This is a genomic window from Streptomyces huiliensis, from assembly GCF_020037025.1.
Lineage (GTDB): Bacteria > Actinomycetota > Actinomycetes > Streptomycetales > Streptomycetaceae > Streptomyces > Streptomyces huiliensis.
The window spans coordinates 40180-66516 of the sequence record NZ_JAIQLH010000065.1 but is presented as its reverse complement, the minus strand read 5'-3'; the positions used below and the strand labels follow the sequence as shown (position 1 = coordinate 66516).

The 26337-nt window shown below is 73.1% G+C and carries 25 protein-coding genes; 16 read left to right on the top strand and 9 right to left on the bottom strand.

The window, feature by feature from the left end; all coding sequences use genetic code 11:
- The 12 genes from JNW98_RS14195 to JNW98_RS14140 all read left to right on the top strand — a co-directional run.
- A partial coding sequence (locus tag JNW98_RS14195) for a cytochrome P450 (protein ID WP_223768553.1) occupies positions 1–909 on the top strand: 909 nt, incomplete at its 5' end.
- 46 nt (positions 910–955) lie between these two features.
- Positions 956–2002, top strand: a complete 1047-nt coding sequence (locus JNW98_RS14190; protein WP_223768552.1) for a methyltransferase — start codon at positions 956–958, stop codon at positions 2000–2002.
- A 63-nt stretch (positions 2003–2065) separates the two neighbouring features.
- On the top strand, positions 2066–3751 hold the full coding sequence (locus tag JNW98_RS14185) for an NAD(P)/FAD-dependent oxidoreductase (protein WP_223768551.1): 1686 nt from the start codon (positions 2066–2068) through the stop codon (positions 3749–3751).
- 90 nt (positions 3752–3841) lie between these two features.
- Complete coding sequence (locus JNW98_RS36605; RefSeq protein WP_223768550.1) at positions 3842–4942, top strand: LuxE/PaaK family acyltransferase; 1101 nt, start codon at positions 3842–3844, stop codon at positions 4940–4942.
- Complete coding sequence (locus tag JNW98_RS14175) at positions 4935–6395, top strand: acyl-CoA reductase (protein WP_223768549.1); 1461 nt, start codon at positions 4935–4937, stop codon at positions 6393–6395. Before JNW98_RS36605 ends, JNW98_RS14175 begins: the two co-directional genes overlap by 8 nt.
- A gap of 5 nt (positions 6396–6400) precedes the next feature.
- Positions 6401–7648 carry a LeuA family protein gene (locus JNW98_RS14170; RefSeq protein WP_223768548.1) on the top strand — a complete coding sequence of 416 codons (1248 nt, stop codon included), beginning with the start codon at positions 6401–6403 and terminating at the stop codon, positions 7646–7648.
- 14 nt (positions 7649–7662) lie between these two features.
- Positions 7663–8958: a 3-isopropylmalate dehydratase large subunit gene (locus tag JNW98_RS14165; protein ID WP_223768547.1), complete on the top strand. Its 1296-nt coding sequence runs from the start codon at positions 7663–7665 to the stop codon at positions 8956–8958.
- Complete coding sequence (locus tag JNW98_RS14160) at positions 8955–9461, top strand: LeuD/DmdB family oxidoreductase small subunit (RefSeq protein ID WP_223768546.1); 507 nt, start codon at positions 8955–8957, stop codon at positions 9459–9461. Before JNW98_RS14165 ends, JNW98_RS14160 begins: the two co-directional genes overlap by 4 nt.
- 2 nt (positions 9462–9463) lie before the next feature.
- On the top strand, positions 9464–10459 hold the full coding sequence (locus JNW98_RS14155) for an extracellular solute-binding protein (RefSeq protein ID WP_223768545.1): 996 nt from the start codon (positions 9464–9466) through the stop codon (positions 10457–10459).
- 103 nt (positions 10460–10562) lie between these two features.
- Entirely contained in the window at positions 10563–11852 is a 1290-nt protein-coding gene (locus JNW98_RS14150; RefSeq protein WP_223768544.1) for a cytochrome P450, read from the top strand.
- A 203-nt stretch (positions 11853–12055) separates the two neighbouring features.
- Complete coding sequence (locus tag JNW98_RS14145; protein WP_223768543.1) at positions 12056–13321, top strand: M48 family metallopeptidase; 1266 nt, start codon at positions 12056–12058, stop codon at positions 13319–13321.
- A 131-nt stretch (positions 13322–13452) separates the two neighbouring features.
- Positions 13453–14493 carry a vWA domain-containing protein gene (locus tag JNW98_RS14140; RefSeq protein WP_223768542.1) on the top strand — a complete coding sequence of 347 codons (1041 nt, stop codon included), beginning with the start codon at positions 13453–13455 and terminating at the stop codon, positions 14491–14493.
- A 21-nt stretch (positions 14494–14514) separates the two neighbouring features.
- On the opposite strand, the gene JNW98_RS14135 is transcribed toward JNW98_RS14140, so the two are convergent.
- Positions 14515–15498 (bottom strand): LppY/LpqO family protein, encoded by a 984-nt coding sequence (locus JNW98_RS14135; RefSeq protein WP_223768541.1) that lies wholly within the window; start codon positions 15496–15498, stop codon positions 14515–14517.
- Positions 15499–15922: 424 nt separating this feature from the next.
- Here JNW98_RS14135 and JNW98_RS14130 point away from each other — a divergent pair, with 424 nt between their 5' ends.
- Together JNW98_RS14130 and JNW98_RS14125 are read left to right on the top strand one after the other, a co-directional pair.
- On the top strand, positions 15923–16786 hold the full coding sequence (locus JNW98_RS14130; protein ID WP_223768540.1) for an isocitrate lyase/PEP mutase family protein: 864 nt from the start codon (positions 15923–15925) through the stop codon (positions 16784–16786).
- The gene (locus JNW98_RS14125) at positions 16783–17148 is read left to right on the top strand and encodes a hypothetical protein (RefSeq protein ID WP_223768539.1); all 366 of its coding nucleotides are present in this window, start codon (positions 16783–16785) and stop codon (positions 17146–17148) included. The genes JNW98_RS14130 and JNW98_RS14125 overlap by 4 nt, the downstream gene beginning before the upstream one ends.
- Before the next feature lie 124 nt (positions 17149–17272).
- Here JNW98_RS14125 and JNW98_RS14120 read toward each other — a convergent pair whose 3' ends face one another.
- Both JNW98_RS14120 and JNW98_RS14115 read right to left on the bottom strand, forming a co-directional pair.
- Positions 17273–17935 carry a cysteine peptidase family C39 domain-containing protein gene (locus tag JNW98_RS14120; protein WP_308015603.1) on the bottom strand — a complete coding sequence of 221 codons (663 nt, stop codon included), beginning with the start codon at positions 17933–17935 and terminating at the stop codon, positions 17273–17275.
- A complete protein-coding gene (locus tag JNW98_RS14115) occupies positions 17932–18516 on the bottom strand; it encodes a TerD family protein (RefSeq protein ID WP_223768538.1) in 585 nt (194 codons plus the stop codon). The genes JNW98_RS14120 and JNW98_RS14115 overlap by 4 nt, the downstream gene beginning before the upstream one ends.
- Before the next feature lie 186 nt (positions 18517–18702).
- Between JNW98_RS14115 and JNW98_RS14110 the strand changes: the two genes are divergently transcribed.
- The gene (locus tag JNW98_RS14110) at positions 18703–19164 is read left to right on the top strand and encodes a hypothetical protein (protein WP_223768556.1); all 462 of its coding nucleotides are present in this window, start codon (positions 18703–18705) and stop codon (positions 19162–19164) included.
- Positions 19165–19216: 52 nt separating this feature from the next.
- On the opposite strand, the gene JNW98_RS14105 is transcribed toward JNW98_RS14110, so the two are convergent.
- Positions 19217–20017, bottom strand: coding sequence for an ArsR/SmtB family transcription factor (locus JNW98_RS14105; RefSeq protein WP_223768537.1), 801 nt, complete (start codon positions 20015–20017; stop codon positions 19217–19219).
- Here JNW98_RS14105 and JNW98_RS14100 point away from each other — a divergent pair.
- On the top strand, positions 19971–20468 hold the full coding sequence (locus JNW98_RS14100) for an RICIN domain-containing protein (RefSeq protein ID WP_223768536.1): 498 nt from the start codon (positions 19971–19973) through the stop codon (positions 20466–20468). The two genes, JNW98_RS14105 and JNW98_RS14100, sit on opposite strands and share 47 nt — an antisense overlap.
- Here the strand turns inward: JNW98_RS14100 and JNW98_RS14095 are convergent.
- The 5 genes from JNW98_RS14095 to JNW98_RS14075 are packed head-to-tail and all read right to left on the bottom strand — an operon-like array spanning position 20419 to position 26317.
- Positions 20419–21837: an MATE family efflux transporter gene (locus JNW98_RS14095; RefSeq protein WP_223768535.1), complete on the bottom strand. Its 1419-nt coding sequence runs from the start codon at positions 21835–21837 to the stop codon at positions 20419–20421. The genes JNW98_RS14100 and JNW98_RS14095 overlap by 50 nt on opposite strands.
- Positions 21838–21842: 5 nt before the next feature.
- Positions 21843–22871 (bottom strand): cysteine synthase family protein, encoded by a 1029-nt coding sequence (locus JNW98_RS14090; RefSeq protein WP_223768534.1) that lies wholly within the window; start codon positions 22869–22871, stop codon positions 21843–21845.
- A gap of 25 nt (positions 22872–22896) precedes the next feature.
- A complete protein-coding gene (locus JNW98_RS14085) occupies positions 22897–24294 on the bottom strand; it encodes a type III PLP-dependent enzyme domain-containing protein (protein WP_223768533.1) in 1398 nt (465 codons plus the stop codon).
- Positions 24285–25295, bottom strand: a complete 1011-nt coding sequence (locus JNW98_RS14080) for an ornithine cyclodeaminase family protein (RefSeq protein WP_372459243.1) — start codon at positions 25293–25295, stop codon at positions 24285–24287. Before JNW98_RS14080 ends, JNW98_RS14085 begins: the two co-directional genes overlap by 10 nt.
- Before the next feature lie 26 nt (positions 25296–25321).
- A complete protein-coding gene (locus JNW98_RS14075) occupies positions 25322–26317 on the bottom strand; it encodes a TauD/TfdA family dioxygenase (protein WP_223768532.1) in 996 nt (331 codons plus the stop codon).
- Positions 26318–26337: the final 20 nt, after the last annotated feature.

The window sequence follows — 26337 nt, the reverse complement described above, 5'->3', positions numbered from 1 at the left end:
GTCGAGGCTTCCGCGCGGCAACTCGTCCACGCCTTCGCGGCCGACGGTTCGGCCGATTTCGCGGAGCTTTTCGCCCGGCGCCTGCCGGTCAGGGTCATCATGAACCTGCTGGGGGTGTCCGAGGACAACGACGACTTCCGCGCCTGGTATCGCGCCATCGTGGACTACAGCGGCAACTTCCGGGGGGACCCGGAGGTGTCGCGCGCCGGGCTCGAAGCGGGTGCGGAACTGGCGGATTTCCTGGACGAGCAGATCCGGCGGCGCCGCGCGCGCCCCGGGGACGACCTCATCTCCCTGTTGTGCGCGAGCGAGATCGACGGGACACGGCTCGGCGATGACGTGATCAAGAGCTTTGGGCTCGTCCTTCTCGCGGCCGCGGGGGAAACGACCGAGAAGGCGCTCAACCTGACGGTCTGCCATCTGTTGCGGAGTCACGCCGGTGCGGCCGTGCGGGCCGACGACTCCCTGCTGGGCAGGGCCCTCGCGGAAACGCTGCGGCTCACCCCTCCCGTCCAGATCATCACCCGTGAGACGCGGCAAGCGGTCGCGCTGTCCGGTGGCACGCTGCCCAAGGGCGCCTTGGTCTTCCTGCTCATCAGCGCCGCCAACCGGGATCCGGCGCGCTTCCGCTCGCCCGACGTCTTCGACGTGGACCGGGGGGACGCCGAGGCCGACCGGGCGTTCACCGGCGCGGCCCTGCATCTGGCGTTCGGCTCCGGGCGGCACTTCTGCCTCGGCGCGTCCGTCGCCCACATGGAGATCACCACGGCCCTGCGGATCCTGTTCCGCACCCTTCCCGACCTGCGGCTCCCGCCCGGCTTCGTCCCCGAGGACGTCGGATTCGTCACCCGCGGCCCGCGGCGGGTGCCGATCGAGTTCACCCCCGTGCCGCACGGCGCCGCACGCTGACACCCCCCGGGACCCGGCCCGTCACGAGACGAGGAGCAGCTCCCTCATGACCGAACCCACCCCTTCCCCCGTGCCGCTCTTCGAACTCGCCACCGGCTACTGGGCGTTCAAGACGCTGGCGACCGCGTACGAGCTGGGGCTGTTCGCCCGGCTGGACGGCACGTCCGGGCTCACCTTCCGGGAGGCCGCCGCGGCCTGCGGGATCGACGAGCGTCCGGCCCGCGCACTGCTGACCGGCTGCGCGTCGCTCGGCCTGCTGGAGAAGACCGGGGACCGGTACCGCAACAGCCCGCTGTCCGACGCGTATCTGGTGCCGGGGAAGCCGCACCACTTCGGCGGGCTCGTCACCATGCTCGACCAACGGCTGTATCCGGCCTGGGGGCGGCTCGCCGAGGCCGTGCGCGCCAACCGGCCCGTCACCTGGGACGCCGAGCGGGAGGCGTCCCTGTTCCAGAGCCGGGATCCCGCGGTGACGGACACGTTCTGGGAGTCCATGCACATCCTGTCCTCCTTCATCGGGGAGGCCCTGACCAGCACGGTCGACCTCGGGGCGGCGCGGAGCCTGCTGGACGTCGGCGGCGGGTCGGGCGCGCTGGCCATCGCCCTGTGCCGGGCCCGGCCCGAGCTGCGGGCGACCGTGTACGACCTGCCCTTCGTGACCGGCATCGCCACGCGGCACATCGAGGACGCGAAGCTGGCCGACCGGATCACCACCGTCGAGGGCGACTTCTTCAAGGACGCCTCGTTCCCCGAAGGGCACGACGTGCACACCTTCAGCAACGTCCTGCACGACTGGCGGGAGGAGGACGGCCGGCTGCTGCTGGAGAAGTCCTTCGACGCCCTGGCGCCGGGCGGCCGCCTGGTCATCGCCGGCTACTTCGTCAACGAGGAGGAGACCGGCCCGCCCCTCGCCGCGCTGATGGGCCTCGCCCAGATCGTCGAGACCGAGGGCCGCGCCTACACCGCCTCCGAGTACGCCCGGTGGGCGGCCGAGGCCGGGTTCGTCGAGCCGCGCACGGCCGCCCTGCGGACGGTGGGCGCGAACGGTGTCCTGACCGCCCGCAAGCCGGAGGAGGGGCGGGGCCGTGTCTAGCGGCGCCCCTGCGGTACGGCGGCCCGGAACGGCACCTCACCCGACCGGAAGGCTGGAGGTCACGTGATCGAGAGACTCCGCGGCGACCGTGGGACGGGTCTGAGGACGGACGTCGTCGTCCTCGGTGGCGGCCTCGCCGGGCTCACCTGCGCGCTGCAGATCCTGCGTGCCCGCCCCGGCACCGGAGTCGTCGTCGTCGAACGCGCGGCGTTCCCGCTCCCCGAGGCCGCGCACAAGGTGGGCGAGTCGACCGTGGAGGCCTCCGCCCACTACTTCGAGACGGTCCTGGGGCTGCGGGACCACCTCAAGTCCGCCCAGCTGCGCAAGGAGGGCCTGCGGTTCTTCGGTCCTTACGGCGGCAACGAGGACATCGTGCCGCGCCTGGAGGTCGGGGTCTCCCGCTCGCTGCCCACCTGGACGTACCAGCTCGACCGCGGCCGGCTCGAGAACGAGCTCGCGCGCCGCGTGCGCGCGGCCGGCGCGACGCTGCTGGAGGGCACGACCGTCGAGGAGGTGGAGCTCGGCGACGACGAGCACCGTGCCGTGCTGCGGGGCTCCCCGCACGGCAGCGTCTCCGGCCGGTGGCTGGTGGACGCGAGCGGCCGCCGCGCGCTGCTCAAACGGAAGCTGGGGCTGCGGGAGTCCGTCGGCCACGACGTCAACGCCGTGTGGTTCCGCATGGCCAAGCGGATCGACCTGGAGGAGTTCGACGGCGCCGGCGCGCCCGCCGACCCGGAGGCGCGGAAGGCGTGGCTGGCCCGCGTCGAGGGCAACCGGTGGCAGAGCACCAACCACCTGATGGGGGCCGGTTACTGGACCTGGCTGATCCCGCTGGCCTCCGGTTCCACGAGTGTGGGGATCGTGGCGGACGAGCGCTTCGTCCCCTTCCACACCGTCAACCGGTTCGACCGCGCCCTGGCCTGGCTGCACGCGAACGAGCCGGAGGTGGCGCGGGACGTCGCCCGCTCGCGCGACCTCCTCCAGGACTTCCACGTGCTCCGGCACTTCGCCCACGGCTGCAAGCGGGTCTTCTCCACCGAGCGCTGGTGTCTGACCGGTGAGGCCGGCGTGTTCCTCGACCCCCTCTACTCGCCGGGCAGCGACTTCATCGCGCTCGCCAACTCCTACATCACCGATCTCGTCGTACGGGAGCTGGACGGCCAGGACGTCGGCCGGCGGGCCGAGGACTACGACCGGGCGTATCTCGGCACCTTCCGGGCGGCCCTGCCCACGTGGGAGAAGCAGTACGCCCTGATGGGCAACCCCCAGGTGTGGGCGGCGAAGGTCGCCTGGGACACGTTGGCGTACTTCGCCGTCAACAGCCTGATGATCACCAGTGGCGCGTTCCTGGACCTGGCGTTCACGGAGTCGCTGGGCGAGCCCTGGGAGCGGTACCAGCGCGTGGCCGAGCGTGTGCAGCGGTTCTTCCGGGAGTGGGCGGAGGTGGACGAGGGGGCGGTGGAGGCGATGGCGTTCATCGACCTGTGCGCACCGCTCTACCTCCGGTTCAACGTGGAGATCCTCGTGGCGGAGGAACCGGACGCCCTTCGCCGCCGCTTCCACGAGCACTTCCGGACGCTGGAGCGGGTCGCCGTCGAGCTGATGCGCGGGGCCGCGCTGCGGCAGGGCCTCGACCTCCGCCCGGAGGACGTCGACCCCCTCGCCTTCGACCTCGGCGCGGCGCTGCGGGCCCGCCGGCCCGGCCGGCGTTCGACGCGCTTCGTGGGCCCGGAGCTCGCCGAGGAGTGAACGGCGCGACCTGCCGTGCGGCGCGCTCGCCGCACGGTTCCTACGACTCGTCGCCGGTCCCGGCGACCGGACAACGGGGAGAGCAGCACCGTGTCAGTGCCCTGTACGACGAGGCGCATCGCCTACCACGACCCTTTCGTCGACGAGCTGTACGAGGACATCGGACGGCTCGTCGGCGGGGAATCCGCCGACGCCGGGGAGGTGGAGTCCCGTCTCCGGCTGCTCGCGCGGACGAACTCCGCGGCCACCGCCGCCTACTGGGCCTGGTACGAGGACGGCGTCGGGATCCCCGACAGCGCGTACAAGACGAGCCCGCCCTACCTCTTCCCCGACCGGGAGCCGGTGCGGACCTTCCGGACCAGCGACACCACGGGCTCCGGGACCGGCCGGGTCGCGTACAGCCCGCGCGGCATGGACCTCATGGACCTGTCCATCGTCGCGAACGCGGAGCGCCACATCATGCGCGGCCTGGCCGAACCGGCCGTGATCCGGCTGGTGCCGCCGGAGGCGGCGGCGCCCGGCATGGTGATGGCGCACGGCATGGAGGTGATCGCCCGGCGTTTCGGGGACCCGCGGCTCAGCGGCTCGGTGCTGGACGGCTCCGGGGTCGACCGTCTCGCGCTGCGCCGGCTGCTCGGCCGCGCGGTGGTGGAGGAGCGGCCGGTGGTACTCATCGGCGCGACGTCCGTCTTCGTCAACCTCTGCGCGGCGCTGCGGGAGGAGGGTGAGTCCTGGGAACTGCCGCCGGGTTCGCGGCTGGTGGACGCCGGCGGGCACAAGCGGAGCCGGCAGGTGACCGTCGACGAGACGCGGTCGATGGCGGCGGAGGTGTTCGGCATCCGGCCCGGCGGGCACCGGAACCTGTTCGGCATGACGGAGCTGGCGAGTCAGCTGTACGACGGGGAGGACACGGCCGTCGGCCCCGCGGGCGAGCGGCCCAGGGCGTCCGAGGCGTTCGTCCGGGCGCGGGTGCGGTCGCCGGAGGACCTGACGCTCGTCGACCGCGGGCCGGGGCTGCTCGAAGTCGTCGACCTGTGCGTGCTGGACCGGCCGTGCGCGGTGCTCACCGGGGACCTGGCCCTTGCGGGGCCGGCCGGTGCTGCGGTCGTCGGCCGGGTGTCCCGGGAGCGCCGGCGGGGCTGTTCGCTGGCGCTCGACGAGGTGGCGGCGGAGCGGGGGGCCCATGTCTGAGTACGGTGTTTCGTGGCTGCCCCGGTGGCTCGGTCCCGGCACGCTGGAGCGTACGGCCGTGCGCGGCGGGTACGTCGGGTGGCGGCCGGGGGCGGGCGAGTGGCGGGCGGTGGGGGAAGGGCTGCGGGCGGCGCACGAGTCCCTGCGCGCGCTGCCGGTCGCGGAGATCGTCGGGGCGTTCGACGAGACGTGTTCGCGCTGGGCCGACCGTGATTTCGTCCACCGGGCGCGGGCCCGGCGGGACATCGTCGCCGCGACGGGGTTCTCGCCGGAGGCGGTCGACCGCAGCCTGGACGTCGAGCTGGCCAACTACCGGTCGGGGACGCTGTATCGGGTGCTGCGCCGCGAACTGGGTGATCCGGGTGTTCTGGAGGGCTTCCGGGACGACGTCGAACTCGGCGGCCGCACCCTCGCCGTGGGGCCGCGGGTGACCATGGTGGTGTGCAGCGGGAACGTGCCCGGGCTGCCGGCGCTGTCCCTGGTGCGGGCGCTGCTGGTCAAGTCGGCGGTGCTCCTCAAGGTGGCGGGTGGTGAGCCCACGTTCACGGCGCACTTCCTGCGGTCGCTGGCGGAGGTGAACCCCGTACTGGCCGACGCCGTGGTGGTCACCTACTGGCCGGGCGACGACCGGGACGCGCTGCGGGACGCGATGGAGCAGGCGGACGCCGTGATCGCGTACGGCGGTGACGAGGCGTGCGCGGCCGTCCGCGCGTACCTGAAGCCGCATCAGCGCTACGTCGAGCACGGGCACAAGGTCTCGGTGGGCGTGCTCACCCGGGCGTACGTCCGGCGCGTCGGGCTGGGCGAGGTGGCCCGGCGCGTCGCCGTGGACGTGTCCACGTTCAATCAGCACGCCTGTATCGCGCCTCAGGCGTATCTGGTGGAGGGGGGCGGCCCGAGCCCCGGGATCGACGATCCGGGCCCCGAGGACGTCGCCGAAGCCATCGCGGCGGCGATGGCCGCGTACGCGGCGGACTGTCCGCTGGGGTCGCTGCCCGCGGCGGAGGCGGCGGGCCTGCAGATGCGCCGGGCGGGTCTGGCCTGGACCGCGGCGAACAGCCCCGGGGGCGCCTTCCGGCGCTCCCCCGGCCTCGACTGGACCGTCACCGTCGTCCCGGACCTGCTCTCCCTCCCGGGCGCGGGCAACCGCACCGTCGGGGTGGTGCCGGTCGGCGGCGTGAAAGACGTCCCGCGCGCGCTGCGTCCCATCGCCGCGCGGCTGCAGAACGTGGGACTCGGCGCGCTCGGCGACGAGTTCGGGGCACTGGCGTCCGAGATCGCGCGGCTGGGCGCCTGCCGGATCAGCGAACCCGGGGAGATGGCGCGGCCCAGCGTCGTCTGGCGGCACGACGGCATGCCGTGCCTGTCCCTGCTGGTGCGCTGGTGCGACATCGAGATGCACCGGGAAGCGCGGCCTGACATGTCGACCACCTTTGACCGAAGGACTGTGTGACGAGCATGACGGAGACAGCACGCACGGCGAAGGAGTTCCACCCCCGTCTTCCGGCCTCCGTGGAGGTCATCGACTGCACTCTGCGCGACGGCGAGCAGGCGCCGGGCGTCTGGTTCACCATCGAGGAGAAGCTGGCGCTCGCCACGGCTTTGTCGGAGGCGGGCGTATCGACGCTGGACGCGGGGTTCCCCGCGTCGTCCGGCAGTGAGCTGGAGGCCGTGCAGGCCATGCACGAGCTCGGGCTCGCCGCGTCGATCGCGGCGACGGCCCGTCCCCTCCCCCAGGACGTCGACGCCGCGGCCAAGGCCCGCGCGGACGAGGTCTTCCTGTTCATGCCGACCAGCGATCTGCGGCTGAAGGAGACCTTGGGGATCACCCGGGAGAGAGCCACGGCCGTCTTCCGGTCGGGCGCGGAGGCCGCCGCGTCGCACGGCCTGGGCGTCAACCTGGTGTTCGAGGACGCGACCCGCACGGATCCGCGGCAGCTCGCGGACACGGCCGTCGAGCTCCGCCGGCACGTGCCGATACGCCGGCTGGTCCTGGCGGACACCACCGGCTGCGCCCATCCGGCATCGATGCAGCGGCTGATCCGCCGGCTCGCCGACGTCCTGGGCGACGGGATCACCCTGTGCACGCACAACCACAACGACTTCGGTCTGGCCACGGCCAACACCCTCGCGGCGGTCGCGGCGGGGGCGGACGCGATCACCTGTACGGTGAACGGCCTCGGCGAGCGCGCGGGCAACGCCGACCTGGCCGAGTGCGTGGCGGGGCTGACCCATCTGTACGGGGTGGAGCACGGCGTCGACCCGTTGGCCCTGCCCTCGCTGGCGTCCGCGGTGGAACGGGCGAGCGGGGTGGCCACGAGTCCCATCAAGCCCGTGACCGGGTACAACGTCTTCCGGCACGAGTCGGGTGTGCACGTCGACGGCATGTTGAAGGACAGCCGCAGCTACGAGTTCCTGCCGGCCGCCTGGACGGGCCGGCGCAGCGAGTACGTCCTCGGGAAGCACAGCGGCACCTCGCTGGTGCGGCACGTGCTCGCCGCCGCGGGTCTGCGGTGTGACGACGAGCTGGTGGCGCGTGCCCTGAACGAGGTCAGGGACGCGGTCGAGGGGCGGGACAAGGCGGGGCACCGGCGGGCGTACGCGGACTTCCGGGAGGCGTACCGCGGGCTGCTGTCCGGTTACGACCCGGCGGCGCTGGTCGAGCGCTGCCGCGAGCGCGCGGGCGACGGGCGGGTGGGGCAGTGAGGGGGAACGGGCTGGTGAGGGGCGACGGGCGCACCCTCAGCGACAAGATCATCGACGCGCACGCCGTCGACCCCGGGGAGACCGGGGCGTACCGCGAGGTGCGGGTGGACGCGCTGCTCGGGCACGACGCCACCATCGCGCTCCTGGTGGACGAGTTCGAGCGGCGCGGTCTGGAGATCTGGGACCGCGAGCGCGTGATCTTCACCAACGACCACTTCTCGCCGCCGGCGACCATCGAGCGGGCGGACATCTCCAACCGGTTCCTGCGCTTCGCGCGGGAGCGGGACGTCACCCACCTCATGCTCGACCGCGGGATCTGCCACCAGCTGCTGGTGGAGAGCCCGTTGTGCGCGCCCGGCAGCCTGATCGTCGGGGCCGACAGCCACACGGTCATGGGCGGCGGCGTCGGCGCGTGCGCGACGGGCATGGGGTCCACCGACATCCTGTACGCGCTCGCCACCGGCCGGACGTGGATGCAGCGGCCCGCCACCGTGCGGGTCCGCTTCCACGGCTCGCTCGGCGCGCACTGCAACGGCCGGGACGTCGTCCTGGAGCTGCTGCGGCTGCTGGGCGAGAGCGGTGCGCGGTACCGCTCCCTGGAGTTCCACGACCTCGGGCACGTCCCGCTCGGGCAGGACGACCGCTTCGCGATCTCGAACATGGCGGTGGAGCTCGGGGCGAAGTTCGGGGTATTCGTGCCCGACGAGGTGACGGCCGCCTACTGCGCCGCGCGGGACGGCCGGCGGCCGGACGACCTGCCGGCGCCGGATCCCGGCGCGCGGTACGAGCGGACGGTGGACGTCGACCTGTCCGCCCTGACGCCCCGGATCGCCAGGCCGTGGTCGCCGGGGAACGTGGTGCCGGTCCGGGACGTCGAGCGGCGGCCGGTGTCCGTCGCCTTCCTGGGGTCGTGTTCCAGCGGGCGGCTCACCGACATCCGGGACGCGGCCGAGGAGCTCGACGGGAAGGCGGTCCACCCGCACGTGCGGTTCGTCGTCATCCCCGCCTCGGTCGGCGTGTTCCAGGAGGCGCTGGAGGCCGGTTACGTGGCCACGCTGACGAGCGCGGGCGCGATCTTCAACCATTCGAGCTGCGGCCCGTGCGGGGGGATCGACAAGGGCGTCCTGGGCGCCGAGGACGTGTGCGTCTCGACGTCCAACCGCAACTTCCGCGGCCGTATGGGCCATTGGGAGAGCCGCACCTATCTGGCGAGCGCCCGTACGGTGGCGCGTGCGGCGCTCGCCGGTCATATCGGTCCGGATCTGTACGAGGCGGGCGGGGCGCGCGAGGCGAGGGGGGCGCGGGGATGATGACGATCAAGGGCCGGGTGTGGCGGTTCGGTGACGATCTCAACACGGACGTCATCCATCCTCCGCAGTTCTTCAGCCTCGACGACGAGAAGGTGAAGCGGGGGCTCTTTCACGGCCTCGACCCGGAGCTCCAGCCGAGCCTGCGGCCGGGGGACGTGCTCGTCGGCGGCCGGAACTTCGGGTGCGGGTCCAGCCGGGAGACGTCGGTGCGGTCGCTGCGGCTGAACGGGATCGGCGCCCTCATCGCCGTCGACTTCGCGAGGATCTTCTTCCGCAACTGCACCAACAACGGTCTCCCCTGCCTCACCCTGGCCCGTGCGGAGGACCTGAAGTCGCTGTGCGCGGGCGGGCGGGTCGAGGTCGACACCGAGCGGGCGCTCGTGACGACCGACACCGGGGAGGAGATCCCTCTCGAGCCGCCGGGCGCGTTCGTCCGGCGCGTCTGGGAGGCCGGCGGCCTGCTGTCCCTGCTGCCGGACGCGCGGACCGGGTGGGGTGTGTAGCCGTGGGGTCTTCCCTCGACGGCACGCTCACCGTTCTGACCTGGGGCGGCCGGTGGGGCAGTGCCCTGCGGGACGCCGTCTCGCGTCCGTTCGAGCGGGCCGCCGGCGTGCGGGTGCGCCACCGGCCGCACGTCGGGCTGGCGTTGCCGCCCGCGCTGGCGGGCGCCCTCGACGACGGCGAGCGCCCGCCCGTCGACGTGGTCTGGTCGAACGCGGTGCCCGCGCTGCGGGCCGCGTGGGCCGGCCACTGCCTGCCACTGGACCCGGCCCGCATGCCGGTCCTGGCGGAACTCCGGCGCCGGGCCCGGCCGGACGGCGCGGCGGGCGGGTGTGTGGTCTACCCCTACGTCGTGTACTACGTGCTGGGGTACCACGAGGAGGTGTTCCCGGACGGGCCGCCCCGGTCGTGGGAGGTCCTGCTCGACGAACGGCACCGCGGCAGGGTCGCCCTCTATCCGCACGGGAACGGCCTGCACGCGATCGCGCAGACGATGCGGGGCGGCGGGCTCGACGGCATTCCCGCCGACATGGAGGCGTGCTGGGATTTCCTGGGCCGCCTGCGGCCGCAGGTCGCCGAACTCGAGTACAGCGTCGGCATGGAGGAGCGGCTGCGTTCCCGGCGTCTCGATCTGTGTTTCCGGGCCCTTCCCAACGTATTGGAATTCCAGGCGGAATTGCCCGTCGGGTGGAGCGTTCCGGACGAGGGGACGTCGGATACCGCCGACGCTCTGTGGATTCCGCGCGGAGTGCCGGATTCCGTGAGCGACGTCGCGCGCCGGTACATCGCGTTCGCGCTGCGGCCGGACGTCCAGCAGGACTGGTGCCAACGGCTGGGAGTCATGCCCGTGCACCCGGAGGCTCGTACGCCCACGATGCTGCGGCGGTCCGATCTGCCGGCGCATGCCGACGACTTCCGCGGCGTCCTCCACATTCCGGAGAGCGTCAAGGCGGAACACGAGGAGGAGTGGCGGAAGAGGTTCGCGGACGTGTTCGGCTGACGAGATCTTCGGGTGCCGGCGCCGGGGAAAGCCCTCCGGCGCCCGCCGGAATCCCCCATCGCAGACAGCTCAGAGGTCACAGACATCGCAGAAAGGGAAGCACATGTCCGAGACAAGCGCCCCCGCCTCGGGGAACGGCCTCGCGCCGCCGGCCGGGGGCTGCCCCTTCGGGCCGAACGGCGCCGGATTCGATCCTTTCGGGACCCCCGGCTTCGCGGACCTGTACCAGCAGTTGAAGACGGCCCGCGAGAAGGCTCCCGTCTTCTACAGCGAGCGCTACCGCATGTGGATCGTCTCCCGGTACGACGACGTCCTGGAGATCCTCAAGGACGCGGAGAGTTTCTCCTCCTCCACCAGGCCGATCATCCTGTCGAACTTCTCCGACGAGGTCCGGGGCCTCCTGGAGGAGACGCACACCTTCGCGGCTCCCAACCTGGCCTTCGACGGCCGGCCGGCGCACGACCGGCTGCGCGGCCCGGTGGCGAAGTACTTCTCGGCCAAGGCCATGCTCCGGCGTGAAGGCCGTATACGGGAGATCATGACCCGCTGCTTCAAGGAGATACCCGAGGGTTCCCCCTTCGATCTCGTGGCGTCGTTCGCCCGGCCGGCGGCGAGTCGCGTGCTCATCGATCTGGCGGGGCTTCCGGTGGCGGACCACGACAGGATCATGCGTTATCACGAGGCGGTCAACGGGTTCTTCTTCGGGATTCCGCCCGCCGAGAAGCAGGTGGGCTATGCCCGGGACGTGCGGGAGCTGGAGGCGTACCTGGCCGACGTCATCGAGTGGTGCCGCGAGAATCCGCGGGACGGGTTGATCGGATACCTCCTGGATCTCGTGGCGAAGGGAGAGGCCGACTACAGCGAAGCGGAACTCATCAGCCTGATCAGTTTCGACATCCTCGCGGCGGGGATCCGGCCGGCCGGATTCGTCGTCGTCAACATGTGCCGGGAACTGCTGCGGGACCCGCGGCACTGGGACGGTCTCCGCGCCGACCCGTCACTGTTCGACGACTACTTCAACGAGGCGCTGCGGCGCTCCGGAATCGGGCTGGGCGTCTTCCGCAGGACCACCACGGATGTGGAGGTGGCCGGTGTCCGCATCCCTGAGGGATCGATGATCTGGACGATGGTGTCGTCCGCGGATTACGACGAGAGCCGCTTTCCCGATTCGGAGGTCTTCGATCCCCACCGCAAGAATCTCGCGGCCAGTCTGCACTTCTCCCAGGGGTTGCACTACTGCCTGGGCTCGTACCTCGCGCGGACCGTCGCGAGGGTGGGGATCGAGCTGCTGATGGAGCGTCATCCGGGGCTGCGGCTGGTTCCGGACCAGGTGATCGAGTACGAGAGCAGCATCAACCTCATGATTCCCGCGGGGCTCCTCGTGGAGCGTTGACCGCGCGGGGCGCGGCCCTGTGGTGCGCGCCTGTGGCGCGTACCTGTGGCGCGTGCCGCACTTGTGTGCGAGTTCGCGCCCGCCGCGGCACGGTGGGCGTCTATCCTTCCCCGGGCGCGAGCCGGTCGGCCGCGCTGGGGAGGGGCTCATGGACCAGACGAGAGAAGCGAGTTCGGCGACCGCGGGGGGCTCGGCCGCCGCCCGTGCGTGCCCGGGAGTGCGGCGGCACGGTCCCCGTCGACGAGCGGTACGTCGACTGGTGCGACGCGTGTGACTGGAACGTCGACTCCGCGCGTACCGAACCGCCGCCCGGGCGGATCACCGCCGTGCGGCGGGCGCTCGCGCGGCGGTACGGCGAGCAGTTGGCGGACGAGATGGGCCGGCGGGACGGCCTCGCCCCGCCGAAGCGGGACGCGCCGACGGTCGCGGCGTTCGCTCTGGCGCTGCTGGTGCACGGGGTGACGGCGGCCGTGGCGGTCGCCGGGGTGCTGCTGGTCGTGCTGGGGTGGAGCACCGTGGTGCAGCCGCTGCTCGGGGTCGTCCTGCTGGCCGTCGCCGTGGTCGTCTTCCCGCGCCCGGCGCGGCTGCCCGGGAACACGCCGGTGCTGTACCGGGCCGACGCGCCGCGCCTGTTCGGGCTGATCGACGAGGTCGGGGGCCGCGTCGGGACGGCCGGGGTGCACGCGGTGCTCGTCACCGCGGAGTTCAACGCGTCGGTGACGGTGTACGGGTTCCGCCGGCGGCGGGTCCTGACGCTTGGGCTGCCCCTCTGGCGCGTCCTGTCGCCGCAGGAGCGCGTGGCGCTCCTGGGCCACGAGCTCGGGCACTTCGCCCACGGGGACATCCGGTACGGCGCCGTCACCGGCGAGGCGCTGCGCACGCTGTCCGTCTGGCACTACACGCTGGCACCGGGGCCCGTGAACGGTCCGGTGGACCTGTTCGTGAACGGCATGACGTTTCTGCCCCGCCGGGCCGTCCAGGGGCTGCTGCTGCTCCTCGACCACCTCTCCCTGCGGGCGTCGCAGCGGGCCGAGTACCTGGCCGACGCGGATGCCGCCAGGGCCGGGTCCACGGAAGCGGCCGTCGGTCTGATGGACCGGCTGCTCCTCGTCGGCACGGTCCACTCGGAGCTGCGGCGCGTCGCGGCGGCCGCCTCGATGCGCGGCGGCCGGGGCGGGCACGAGGCGCGGCAGGAGGCGGAGCGGGGGCTGTGGGACGGTCTGGCCGGTCACGTCGGCGCCGTGCCCGAACGGGAGGTGGAGCGGCTGCGCCGGGCCGGCGCCCGCCGGGGTCACAGCGTGGACAGCACCCACCCGCCGACCCATCTGCGCCGCCGGTGCCTGCTCGCGGGCGGCCCGTCGCCGGCGGGGATCGTGTACGGCGACGCCCTGTCGGCGGCGACGGCCGCGGAACTGGCCCCGGCGGAGGCCGAGCTGGCCCGCCGGGTGGTCAGGGACCGCGTGCGCTGACGGTCGCGGCGGCGGGTGGCTGGTGACTGGTGGCTGCCGGCTGGCCGGGAGGGCAAAGGTGCAGGTCAGGGCGATTGTCAGTGGGGGGTGAGAAGGTGAGGCCACCGAGTCGGAACGAGGGGGAGACGACCATGTCCGGAAGCCAGAACTACATCAATCACGTCGCCTTGGTGCTGGACGCCAGTTCGTCCATGTCGCACCTGAGCGGGAAGGTCGTCGACGTCGCCGACCGGCAGATCGCCTATCTGGCGCGCCGGTCGCAGGAGTTGGACCAGGAGACCCGCGTGACGGTGTACGTCTTCGCGGACCAGGTCGAGTGCGTCATCTACGACAAGGACGTGCTGCGGATGCCGTCGCTGAAGCAGCTGTACCGGGTCGGCGGGATGACGGCGCTGCTGGCGGCCACGTTGAAGTCGCAGCGCGAGCTGGCGCGGACGGCGCAACTGTACGGTGACCACAGCTTCCTGACGTTCGTCCTGACCGACGGGCAGGAGAACGCGAGCGGGCACTGCGCGGACGCGCCGTCGAGGGATCCGCGGGAGCTGGCGCGAGCCGTGGCCTCGATGATCGAGACGCAGGAGGACAACTGGACGCTGGCCGTGCTGGTGCCGGACCAGATGGGCAAGCGCGAGGCCATGCAGTGCGGGTTCCCGAAGGACAACATCGCCGTCTGGGACGCCACGAGCACGCACGGCCTGGAGGAGGCCGGGGAGGTCATCCGGGAGGCCACCGAGAAGTTCATGGTGGGCCGCACGAAGGGCATCCGGGGCTCGCGGGCCGTGTTCTCGACGGGGGCGGACGCGGTCAACCAGGACACCATCAAGGCGGCCGGTCTCACGCCGGTGGATCCGGCGGAGTACCGGCTGCTGCCGGTGGCTCGTGAGGCGGGGATAAGGGAGTGGGTCACCGAGAACGGTCACACCTACCGCACCGGCTGCGCATTCTACCAGTTGAGCAAGTCGGAGAAGGTCCAGGCGCGCAAGCGGATCGCGGTGCTGGAGAAGAAGACGGATCAGGTCTACACCGGGCCGGAGGCCCGCGCTCTGCTCGGACTGCCGGACGTGGAGGTCCGAGTCCGGCCCGACCACAACGACGACTTCACGATCTTCGTGCAGAGCACCAGCGTGAATCGGAAGCTCGTGCCGAACACCCGGCTGCTGCTGATGCTCTGAGGCGGCACCGCTCCCCCGGCGTCAGGGTGTCGTGGCCGTGGCCCTGGCGTTGGTGTGGCGGATGACGGTGCGGAGGTTCTTGGCGAGGGTGACCGGGTCGCCCACGGCCCAGAGGTGCAGGAAGAACAGTCTGGGCTCGTCGGTGAGCATGTGACTGTGGAAGGAGATGATGTCCACGCCGGCCCGCCGGAGCGCCTTCATGGTGGCGGGGGCCTCCTTCGCGACGACGGCGATGTCCCCGTTCAGCAACGCCTTGCCCCCGCTGACGGGCTGGAAGATGAACGCCGAGGTGGCACCGGTCATCCGGGGCAGCACGCGGCCGTGGTCGGCGACGCTCTCGTTGCGGGCGAAGGTGACCTTGTAGACCCTGCCCTGGGCACGTCCTCTGGCTCCGAGGGCCTTGTCCACGGCCGGGCCGTTCAGCGCCAGCGCGACCTTCTTGGGGGTGCCCGAGACGGCGGGGGTACCGGTGGCGTTCAGCGCGGCCCTGAGCCCGCGGGCCATGGTCAACGGGCTGGTGCCCATGGCGTGGAAGTGGACCCACCAGAGGGCGGGGCGGTGGGTGGGCAGGTGCTTGTGGAGGGACGTCTGCGAGATGCCGTGGGCGTTCAGGACGTCGAGCACCTTCCGTACTTCCTGCTCGGTCACCGCCAGCTCGCCCATCATCATGGTCTGCCGGTCGGGGTAGCGGATGAACGAGACGAACGACCCGATGGCCTTGACGTGATACCCCCTGCTGATCACGTCGAGGTCGGCCCGGGGGAACCCGATCCCGTAGGCCCGGTGGTCGACGAGCACGCCCCGGTGGCCGAGCGCGGTCGCCACGTCGTGCCAGTCGGACTCCCGGGTGACCGACGGCTGGATCCGGCGCGTCGAGTGGTGGCCGTCGGGGTGGGCGACCCCGGCCGCGGACAGCAGGGACAGCAGGGCGAGCCCCGTCACCAGGGACCGCCACGCGGCGCGCCGCCTCCCCTTGCCCGCCTCGAACACTCGGCCGTCTCGCATGCGCGCCTCCGCTCCGGTTGCCGTCCTCTCATCCCACACCGGGACCGGCGGGGCGGCGATACGGAGGCAGCCGTCCGGGGCAGCGGGGCCGACGCTGCGGTACGGCAGGGGTCCCTCATGCCTCTACCGCTTCCCGACCGGACGCCCTACGTCGGTCCGATGCCCGGCCGGACCGCGTGGCACGTACTCGGGGCCCGCGGCGCGGCCGTGGTGACGACCCGGGATGCGTGCCCAGTCGTCCGCCCGCTGCCGGCCCCGCGCCTTGACCTGGCGCTGTAAAGCGAGCGTCAATCATATGGCCGTACCCGTCGCACCATTCCGAGTCATGACTGTCCCGTGGTCCGCCATTTACAGTGCGGAGCATCTCTGCCAGCGTGTGCGCCCCGTCGGCCGAATTCCGGCGGCACGGACTCGGGAGGGAAACATGCGATACGGAACGGCGCTGCGAGACGAGATCGCACTGCCCGGCACGACACCGCTCATCGGCATCTACGACATGTATTCGGCATCCCTCGCGGCCCGGCACTACAACGGCTTCTTCGTATCCGGGTTCGGATTCGCCGCGTCATACTACGGCCTGCCCGATATCGGCTTCGTCGCCTGGCCGGACATGGTCGGCTTCCTGGAACGGCTGCGCCCGGCCTTCCCCGACCACCACCTGCTGGTCGACATCGACGACGGCTACGTCGACCACGAAGTGGCGTGCCACGTGGTACGCCGCCTGGAGCACGCGGGCGCCTCCGGGGTGATCCTGGAGGACCAGAAGCGTCCGCGCCGCTGCGGGCACGCGGATGGCAAGGCGGTCCTGCCGCTGGACGAGTACCTGACCAAACTCGAACTCGTGCTGAACGCTCGCGACGACCTCGTCGTCGTGGCGCGCACGGACGCCACCGAGGAAAAGGAGATCCTGCGCCGTGCGGAGGCCCTGGCGGAAACGGCGGCGGACGTCGTCCTCGTCGACGGCGTCCGCAGTACCGGGCTCATCCGCGAAGTACGAGCGGTCCTCGGAAACAAGCCGCTGCTCTTCAACCAGATCGCCGGCGGGAAATCCCCGCGCCTTTCGCTCGGCGAACTCACCGGACTCGGCGTGGACGTCGCCATTTACAGCACCCCGTGCCTGTTCGCGGCACATCAGGCGATCGACCGGGCGCTGGCCGAGCTGAAGGCGGAGGACGGTCGGCTGCCGAGTATCGCGACGGCCGGCGGCGTCGGCGTCGAGGTCTCCACCCGGCTGCTGGAGCGGAACCTCGGCGGGCACCGGCCGGCCCCGCACGAGGTCCCCGCGTGATTCCCCGCGCGATCCGCGGTGCCGGTCTCCTCACCGCCGGTGCCGCCGGCGTGGTGCTGGTGAGCGCTCTGCTGGGCGGGAAGGCGATGGCTCAGGCCGGCGGCACCGCGCCGCCGGAGCAGGACCGGGCCTGCGGCGGCGGCAACGCCGGACGCTCCACGTTCGGGGTGCTGGTGGTCGACAACTCCCGCGCCGATTCATGGCTGGAGGTCGACCGCACGGCCGACGCCCTCGTCGGCAGCAAGGGCACCGCGGGCAGCGATCACGACGGGGGCGGCGGCGCCATCGACGTCACCAACCGCGCCGCGGGTGGACCGGCCGGCCGCACCCCCGACAGCGCTTCCGACGACGACGGGGACTGAGACGCCGGAACCGAACGGGAGCCGTTCGCCGGACGCCGCGTACCGGACGTCCGGCGGACGGCCGCGGTGCGGGAGCACCGAGGCCGGGGCATGCCGCGCTACGCGGCGTCCGGCGTGCGCTGCGCTATGCGGCGCCGAGGACGATGCCGCGGCCGGCGTAGAAGCGGTCCAGCCTCTCCCACGGCACGGGGAAGTCCCGCTGGGAGGAGCCCGGGAAGCCGGAGGGGTTGTGGATCAGCAGGCAGTGTTCGGTGGCTCCGACCGCGAGCACCAGGTGTCCGCCCTTGGCCGGTGGGTCGCCGTCGGGCCGGCGGATCGACGGGTGCACCGACAGGACCGCGAGCCCGCCGCCGGCGAGGATGCCCGGGATCTCGGCGGCGGGCAGGTCGGCGCGCGCCTCGGCCCACAGGCCGAACCGGTCGCGTACCCAGGCGGCGAACGGCGCGTGGACCAGCCCGTGCAGCCCGTCCTCATGCCTGACGTATCCGCCGGCGGCGGTGCACTCCTCGGCCAGTCGCATGGCCTTGGGCGCGGTCCGGCCGAAGTGTTCGAGGGCCATGCGGAGGCAGGCGATGCCGCAGAGCCGCCAGGACCACCACTCGTACTCCTCGGGGTCGGCCGCTCCGTAGTCGGCCCAGGCCGGATCCTCGCTCGCCCGGATCCGGCCGGTCACGATGTCCTCGACGAGGTGTGCCGAGGCCCACTGGGCGTGGTAGGGCACCGGCGCGGGTGAGACGAGAACCCGTCGCCTCGCGGCGGCGCCCCGGCCTGACGGCGTGTCCGTCACTTGCTGATGGCGAAGCGCATGAGGGCGTGCTCGTCGCCCTGCTTGATCTTCCCGGTCTCGTTGATGACCTGGAGCTTCCAGGCGGTGCCGACCCGGATCGCCTTGGCGACCGCGCAGCCGTTGTCGTTGCTGAGCAGGCTCGGCCAGATGTCGGCCACCTGCTGGCTGCTGCCGCCCGTCGCGTCGTACACCTTGAAGCTGATGTTCCGGGCGCTCTGGAAGGAGCTGTTCTTCTTGAACGCCGCGGCGACGAAGACGATGGAGGTGATCTGCACCGGTATCCGCCCGAACTCGACGGTCACCGTCTCGTCGTCACCCTCGCCGTGCCCGGTCTGGTTGTCGCCGCTGTGGACCAGCGAGCCGTTGCCCATCGGGTCGAGCGAGTCGAGGCCCGCGAGGCGCACCGGGTCCGAGCCCTGCATCGCGACGGCGATGAGGTCGAGGTCGGTGCCCTGCTTCCGCTTGAACTTCCCCATCAGGCCGCCGGCGGTGCCGGCGGTGGGGTCCCAAGAGACGCCGATGGACAGGTGGGTGACCCCGTCGAGGTCCGCCGGGCCGTCTTCCTTCGTGAGCGTGATCATGTGCTCTGTCCTCATGTGTGATGGGTTGCTGCTGAGGAAAGTGTGCCTGGTGCTGCGCACCTGTTCGGGACCGCCCCCCGGCCGAGTGTCGGACCCCGCCCGCATCATGGAAGCGGGCCGGGACGCGCCGGGCGGCATGTCCCGTCCCCGGTCGCGGACTTGTACGAAAGGGAGGGCCGGGTGCTCATGCCGGACGACGCGAGCGGCTTCCGCGCCGCCACCGGTGACGAGGGCCCGCCCGGGCCCGGGCGGAGTCCCGGGGACCGCGCGGCCGCCGTCCGGGCGGCGATGGACGGGCTGTGGCACATCCGGAAGCTGATGAACCCGCCGGCCGGCAGGCCGTTGTCCGTGCCCGCCGAGTGGGAGCGCCGCCGGCCCGTGCCCGCCGTCGCGCTGGCGCTGGAGGCCGCGGGCGTCCCGCCCTCCGCCGTCGGCTCCGACGGCCGGCGTGCGGCGGCGGGCTACCGGGTGCGCGAGCACGAGGGGGCCGTGCGTGTCGAGTGGGCCGGCCCGCCCGGCAGCCGCGCCCGGTACCGGCAGCAGGACGCCCTCCGGCAGTGCGCGGAGGCGCTCCGGGAACTGGGCTGGCAGGCGCTGGAGTACCGCGGGGCACGGGGCGTCCGGTGGCTGGAGGTCGAGCCGCCGTGAGCGGACCGGCGGGCCCGCGGCGTCCGGACCGGCGGCGTCAGGATCCGCGGCGTCAGGGCGGGTCCGCTCCGTGCAGCAGTGCACGTCCCATCGGTGTGAGCGCGTGCCGGACGCCGGTGCCGTCCCGCTCGGTGGTGATGAGGCCCGCGCCGCGCAGGACGGTGGCGTGGTGGCCGGCCGTGGCGGCGGACGTGCGGGTCCTGCGGGCGAGTTCGGCCGTCCCGGCCGGGGTCGCCATCGCCCGGAGCGCACGGGCGCGCGTGGTGCCGAGCAGCGCGGCGAGAGCGTCGTCCGGGCCCGACACGGCCGCCGCCGCCCAGACCGACCGGTAGGCGGCGAGGTCGTGGGCGATGGGGTAGCGCAGCACGACGGGCCGCGTGGAGTCCGCGTTGTCGGGGAACGCGAGGGGTTCGGGCCAGAAGAACGTCGGGGCGAGCAGGAGTCCGCGGCCCTCCAGGTGCAGGTCCACGGTGACGTGGCAGTCGACGGACAGGACGGGCGAGGACCAGGCGATCCGCGGATGCAGCCGCGCGAGCATCCCCTCGACGCCGGCGTCCGCCGTGTCCAGGGCCCGCCGGGTGCGGTCGGTGTGCGTCGCCGCCAGGATCTGCGCCCAGTAGGGGGCGACGGCCACGGCGTGGAAGTCGTGGAGCGCGTGGTGGAGGAGTTTCCTCCACTTCGGTTCCCCCAGGTGAAGTTCGTGGCCCCAGCGCGGGAGGCGGGTCCAGGACCGCTCGGCGGCCCGCAGGTCCGCCGTCCACTGACGGCGTGGCAGGGACCAGGTGTGGTCGAGGCCGGCGTCGAGCGTGGCGGCCGCGGCCCTGCTGACCGTACCGGCGGACGCGACGCCCATCGGCACGTACAGCTACCGGAACGCCGCCACCGGCAAGTGCCTGGACATCCGTGCCGCGTCCGGAGACGACGGCGCGGTGCTCCAGCAGTTCGCCTGCAAGAGCGGCGGCCAGCAGGACTTCTCGACCCGGTCCGCGGTCGGCGAGACGTCGTCGGACGTCCGGGCCGTGCACTCCGGCGAGGGCGTCGAGCCGGTCGACAGCCTGCCCGGCGGCCTCGTCGTCCAGCGGGGCTGCACCAACTCCTGGGCGCGGCGCTGGGAGTTGGTCGAGCTCGGCAACCAGAGCTTCACCGTCAGGACCGTGGCCACCGGCCTGTGTCTCGACGACGGGGGCATGCCGTCCGGCAGGTCGCCTGCATCGGCTCAGCCGGGCAGGTCTGGCAGCAGATCCAGGGAAGGCGTCAGGTGGCGTGGACGGCCGCGTCACCCGCCGCGGCGGTCCGGGCCGTGAGGCGGCGGTGGTAGCGGCGCAGGAGGAGGAGTGCGGTGGTGGCGAGGCCGGTGAGGAGGCCGAGCCAGACGCCGGCGGTGTGGAGGCCGGCGAGGCGGCCGAGGAGCCAGGCGGCGGGCAGGCCGACGGCCCAGTAGCCGACGAGGGTGACGCGGAAGCCGCCCTTGGTGTCGTCGAGGCCGCGCAGCAGGCCGACGCCGATGTTCTGGGCGCAGTCGAAGAGCTGTAGGACGGCGGCGATGAGGAGGAGGTCGGTGGCGATCGCGCGGGCCTGGGTCTCGTCCGGGGCGAGGAAGGGGCGCAGGACGAGGTCGGGGGCGAGGACGTAGACCGCGCCGACGACGGTCGTCACGGCCGCGCCGCAGGCCAGTGCGGTGTTCTTCAGCCGGCGGGCGGCGTCGGCGCGGCCGAGGGCCAGCTCGCGGCTGACGTTGACGGACGCGGCGTGGGAGAGGCCGACGGCGATCTGGAAGACGGTGTACACGAGCTGGTTGACGGCGGTGTGGGCGGCGAGGGCGGCGCTGCCGAAGGTGCCGGCGACGAGGGCGACGACGGAGAAGAAGCCGGCCTCCGAGCCGTAGGTGGCGGCGATGGGCGTCCCCAGGCCGGTAAGGCGGCGCAGGGTGCCCCGGTGGGTCTTCCGCAGGCGGAGGTCGACGAGCGGGGCAAGCCGCGGGTCGCGGCGGGTGGACGCGTGGAGGGCCAGGCAGGACAGGAGGTACACGAGGGAGGTGGCGACGCCGATGCCGGGCAGGCCCAGTTCGGGGAGGATCCAGGTGCCGTGGACGAGGGCCCAGTCGAGGGCGGCGTTGACGGCGAGGGAGGCGAGGGTGATGCGCAGCAGTGCCTGGGGGCGGCGCATGCCGACGGTGACCTGCCGGATGGCCTGGAACCACAGGCAGGGGACGAGGCCGGGGGCCAGGGCGTGGAGGACGGGCCGGGCGGCGTCGGCGACGGAGGCGTCCTGTCCGAGCCAGGCGAGCGCGTGGCCGGCGAGGACCATCAGGGCGGCACCGGCGAGGCCGGCGAGGGTGGCGAGGGTGAGGGCGGCCCGGACGAGGCCGCGTACCTCCTCGTCGGCCTCGGTGCGTGCCGTGTCGGTGGCGGCGGCCTCGGCGCGGGCGGCCGCGGCGGCGACCTGGTTGCCGACGGCGGTCACCATGCCGACGCCCATGGTGCGCAGCTGGTTGAAGACGACGAGGGCGAGTCCGCCGGCGGCGAGCGCCTCGGCGCCCATGAGGCCCATGACGACCGTGTCGGTGGTCGTGAGGGCGACCTGGGCGAGCTGGGTGAGGGCCAGCGGTACGGCCAGCGTCGCGAGGGCGCGGCCGTCGGCGGGCAGGGTGCGGAGGGATATCGGTATCGGCATGGCCGTCAGTTCCCGCGCAGCTTGGTGAGCAGTTCGTCGATCTCGCGCTCGACGGTGGGGTCGGCGAGGTGGCGCGCGCGCATCCAGTCGTCGTCGAAGACGGTGTCCAGGTACTTCTCGCCGCCGTCGTTGACGAGCGCGACCATGGTGGTGCGCGGCGGGAGGTCCGCCATGCGGGTCAGGGCCTCGTACACGACGCCGCCGGCGGAGCCGCCGATGAGGAGGCCGGTCCTGCGGGCGACGACGCGGGCGGTGGCGAAGGCCTCGACGTCGCCGACCTTGACGCCCTCGTCGATGAGGTCGAAGTCGACCAGGGCGCCGACGGGCGCGCCTTCGGGGGTGCCGGTGCCGGACTGGTGGTAGGCGTGGGCCGGGCCGCCGAAGGCGATGGAGCCCTTCGGTTCGACGCCGACGACGCGTACGCCGGGGACGGTGCGGCGGAGTTCCCTGCCGGTGCCGCACAGGCCGCCGCCGGTGCCGACGGCGCCGATGAGGACGCCGACGCGGCCGTCGAGGGCGGCGTCGAGTTCGCGGCCGACGGGGTGGTAGCCGGCGGCGTTGGCGGGGTTGTTGTGCTGTTCGGTGAAGACGGCGGCGGCGTCCTCGCCGGCCATCCGCTCGGCGAGTTCCTCGCGGGCGGCGGTGGCGAGTTCGCCGGTGCCGCCGCCGGTGACGTGGACGAGTTCGGTGCCCAGGGCCGCCATGCAGCGCAGTTTGTCGGCGGCGGCGTGGGTGTCGACGACGGCGGTGAAGGCGTAGCCGCGTTCGGCGGCGATGACGGCGAGGCCGAGGCCGGTGTTGCCGGAGGTCGACTCGATGATGCGGCCGCCGGGGCGGAGCCGGCCGGCCGTCTCGGCGGCGTCGACCATGGCGCGGGCCATGCGGATCTTCGCGGTGCCGGTGGGGTTGAACTGCTCCAGTTTGAGAAGGAGGCGGCTGTCGTTCTCGGTGCGGCACAGCTCGAAGAGCGGGGTGTGGCCGATGAGGTCGGAGACTCGGCTGACGATGGCGGGGCGCGCCGGGGCTGGGTGCATGGGGGCTCCCGAGGGTGAGGGGCAGTCAGCGGGCCGGGCGGCGGTCGAGCCGCCACCGGACGCGTCCGTCCGCCGTGTCGACGACGACCTTCGGCGGGAGGGGGAGGTCGTGGAACGGCGACTCGTTGGAGTCCATCTGGTATCCGGCGGTGTTGGGGTAGACCAGGAGGTCGCCGGGTTCCGGCCGGGCGGGGAAGGCGACCTTGCGCCAGGTGAGCAGGTCCGTCTCCAGGCAGGTGGCCCCGCCCACGCAGGCGCGCACGGGCCGGCCGGCGGGGCGGTCGCCGGCAGGTCGGCCGCCGACAGGCCGGTCGCCGGCGGGGAGGAGGACGGGGTCGGGGAGGTACTCGCTGCCGAACCACTGCTCGGACAGGCTGAGGCTGGTGCCGTCCACGGTGAGGATCGCGTATCCGGAGCGGTCCTTGACGCCCTGGACGCGGAAGACGGTGCATCCGGCGCGGTCGAGCAGCGCCCGGCCGGGTTCCGTCAGGAGCGTGATCCCTGCCGCGCGGAGCCGGTCCGCGAGGGGGGCGCCGCGGCCGCCCGGCCGGGTGGCGAGGATCTCCCGCAGCGCGTCGGCGCCGGCGACGGGCGAGTGGTACGGGTAGAAGGCGGCGGCCGGGAAGGACTTGCCGGCGTGGTAGTCGTCCGGGCCCTGTCGCGCGAGGAAGCGTTCCCAGTCGGCGGCCGCCGCGTAGTCGACGGCGAAGCCGCCGCCGATGCCGATCCGGTCGGCCGGCAGGCCCATCGTCCGGGCGGTGAGGCAGAGGTCGACGAGTTCACCGGCGAGGTCGGCGCGGGGCCGGGTGGCGTAGCCGGTGAGGTGGAAGGAGAAGCCTTCCGTCCGTACGGTGCCGGCGGCGGCCGCACACGTCCGCAGGGCGAAGGCCAGTTCGGTGTCGTCGAGGCCGAAGCGGCTGTACCGCGCGGCCGGGGGCCGCCGGCGGAGCAGCAGCCGGGCCGGGCGGGTGGCCGCGGCGAGGGCGGTGACCCGGTCCAGTTCGTCGAGGGCGTCGACGGTGAGCAGGCAGCCGTGCAGGACGGCGGTCCTGAGCAGGTCGTCGGCCTTGGCGGGGCCGGTGACGACGATGTCCTCGCCGCGTACGCCGTGGCCGAGCGCCTCGCGGAGCTCGCCGAGGGACGCCACGTCGACGCCGGTGCCGTTGATCGCGCAGCGTTCGATCCAGACGGCCGCCTTGTTGGCCTTCTTGGCGTAGTGGACGCGGCCTTCGACACCGCTGTCCGCCAGCGCGGTGTGGAACGCGGCGGCGTTGGCGTCGAAGCGGTCCGGCAGCAGCAGGTGGAAGGGGCCGCCGAAGGCGTGCGCCAGCCGGTGCGGCAGGCCGCCGCGCAGGACCGCGTCGAGACGCGGATCGGGGTGGGCGGGCAGGCTCGGCGGGGGTGCCCCGGGTGTCACCGCCACAGCGGCACCCGAGTTCCGCGGCCCTGGGCGAGGGCGAGTTGCGCGAAGCGGTGTCCGAGCGCGATGTCGGTGACGACGAGTCCGCTGTTGTAGGCGAAGAGGCTCTGGCCGGCGTCGGTGCGGCCGGGCGCGCGGCCGGCCAGGACGTCGGGGAACTCGGCGTCCGCGGTGCGGAGTACGCCGTCGCCGTCGGCCATGTCGGTGCCGGTGACCCGCATCTGCGCGGCGCTGGTGGCGATGACCCGGTCGGCCCGGTGGAGGGTGGAGGGTGCGATGCCGTGGCCGACGAGGACGGTCAGGGCCGCCGGTCGGAGCCAGTCGGCCTCGACGCGCGCCGGGGTGTTCGGCCCGGCGGTGGCGACGACCACGTCGGCGGCCGCCGCGGCGGCGCGGAGGTCGTCGACGGTCTCGGCCTCGCGGTCGGGGAAGTACGTGTGGAGCCGCTCGTGTACGGCGCGTATGCCGTCCTGGTGGGTGCCGAAGAGCAGCAGCCGGTCGAGCCCGGGCAGGGTGGTGAGGAGGAACGGGAGGGCGAGCCGGCCCTGCGTCCCGGTGCCGATGACGAGGGCCGTGCGGCTGCCGGGCGCGGCGAGTTCGCGGGCGAGCAGGGCGGAGACGGCCGGGGTGCGCAGGGCGCCGACGCGGCCGCAGTCCATCATCGCGACGGGCAGCCCGGTCGCGTCGTCGTAGAGCGTGAGCGCGGTGTAGTAGTGCTGCCGGTCGCGCTCCTCGCGCAGGCCGTGCTTGTAGGAGGTCTTGACGGCGACGACGTCGCGTACGCCGTCGCGGCCGAGCATCGCGTACGCGACGGAGTGGCCGTCGGCGGGCTTGACGGTGAGTTTGCGGGGGTTGTCGGACCGCCCGTCGGCGAGGGTGCGGTAGGCCTGCTCGACGACCTCGACGACGTCCGCCGGAGGGATGTCGAGGCCCGCGAGGTCGCCGGCGCTGAGTACGCACAGACACCTGTCGTCCACGAGTTCGAAGCCGGTGGTCATGGTCATGAGAGTCTCTCCGTCCGTCGGGTCGGTCAGGAGTGCGCCCGGATCACGGTCTGGCCGTAGCCGTGCTCGTGTGCCTCGGTGGCGGGCCTCGTGCGGCGGCCGGGGACGCGGACGGAGGTCCGCTTCAGCCAGCGGTCGGTGCCGTCGTAGCGGGCCCGGAAGGGCACCCGGCCGTGGACGACGAGGTCGTTGTCGACGACGAGCACGTCGCCGGGTTCCAGGCACACCACCACGGACACGCGGGCGAGTTCGTCCGCCAGCCGGCCGTAGGCGGCGCGGTAGGCGGGCGCGGCGTCGTCGAGGGGCGTGTAGGCGGGGTCGAAGCGGAGGGTGAGGCCGTCGGCGGACCGCCAGAGGGTGGGGACCTTCGGCGGTGGTCCGTCGAAGGCATGCGCCTCGTGGTAGGTGTCGTCGGGCCGGATCGGCAACTCCGGCCGGGAGAGCAGCGCCACGTCCTCGTGGCTGAGCCGTGCCTTGCGGATGCTGGCGGCGGTGGTGGCGACGCGGTCGGGGTTGCGCAGGCAGCCGAGCATCAGCAGGTGCGCGCGGCCGGGGTGGAAGGCGTCCTCGGTGTGCGGGCTGAGCAGGGCGGTGCTGCCGGCGCCCGTCTGCTCCCGCTCGTGCCCGGGGCTGGGGACGATGTCGTGGACGAAGCGGCCGTCCTGCTGGCCGGTCCAGGCGAGGGGGTCGCCCATCACGGTGGCGAGCAGGAGGAGCAGGACGTTCCACACCGCGCCGCCGTCGCGCGCGGCGGCCCAGTCCGGCGGCGTGGGTCCGAGCTCGGTGTCGTCGACGCGGAGGCCGCGCAGGACGTACAGGCCGTCGGGGGTGTCGACCGGACGGCAGTGGTGACGGACCGTCGCGCCCAGGCGGGCCGCCGTCACGGCGACGCGCTCCAAGGGTTCCGGCCGGGCGGCCGGGGTTCCGGTCCCGGCGAGGACGTGCCGTGCGGCCCGGGTCAGTTCGTCGGCGGCGGCGGGGTCGAGGGTGCGGACGGGGGCGGGTACGGGTGCCGGTGTCATGGCTGGGGTTGCTCCGTTTC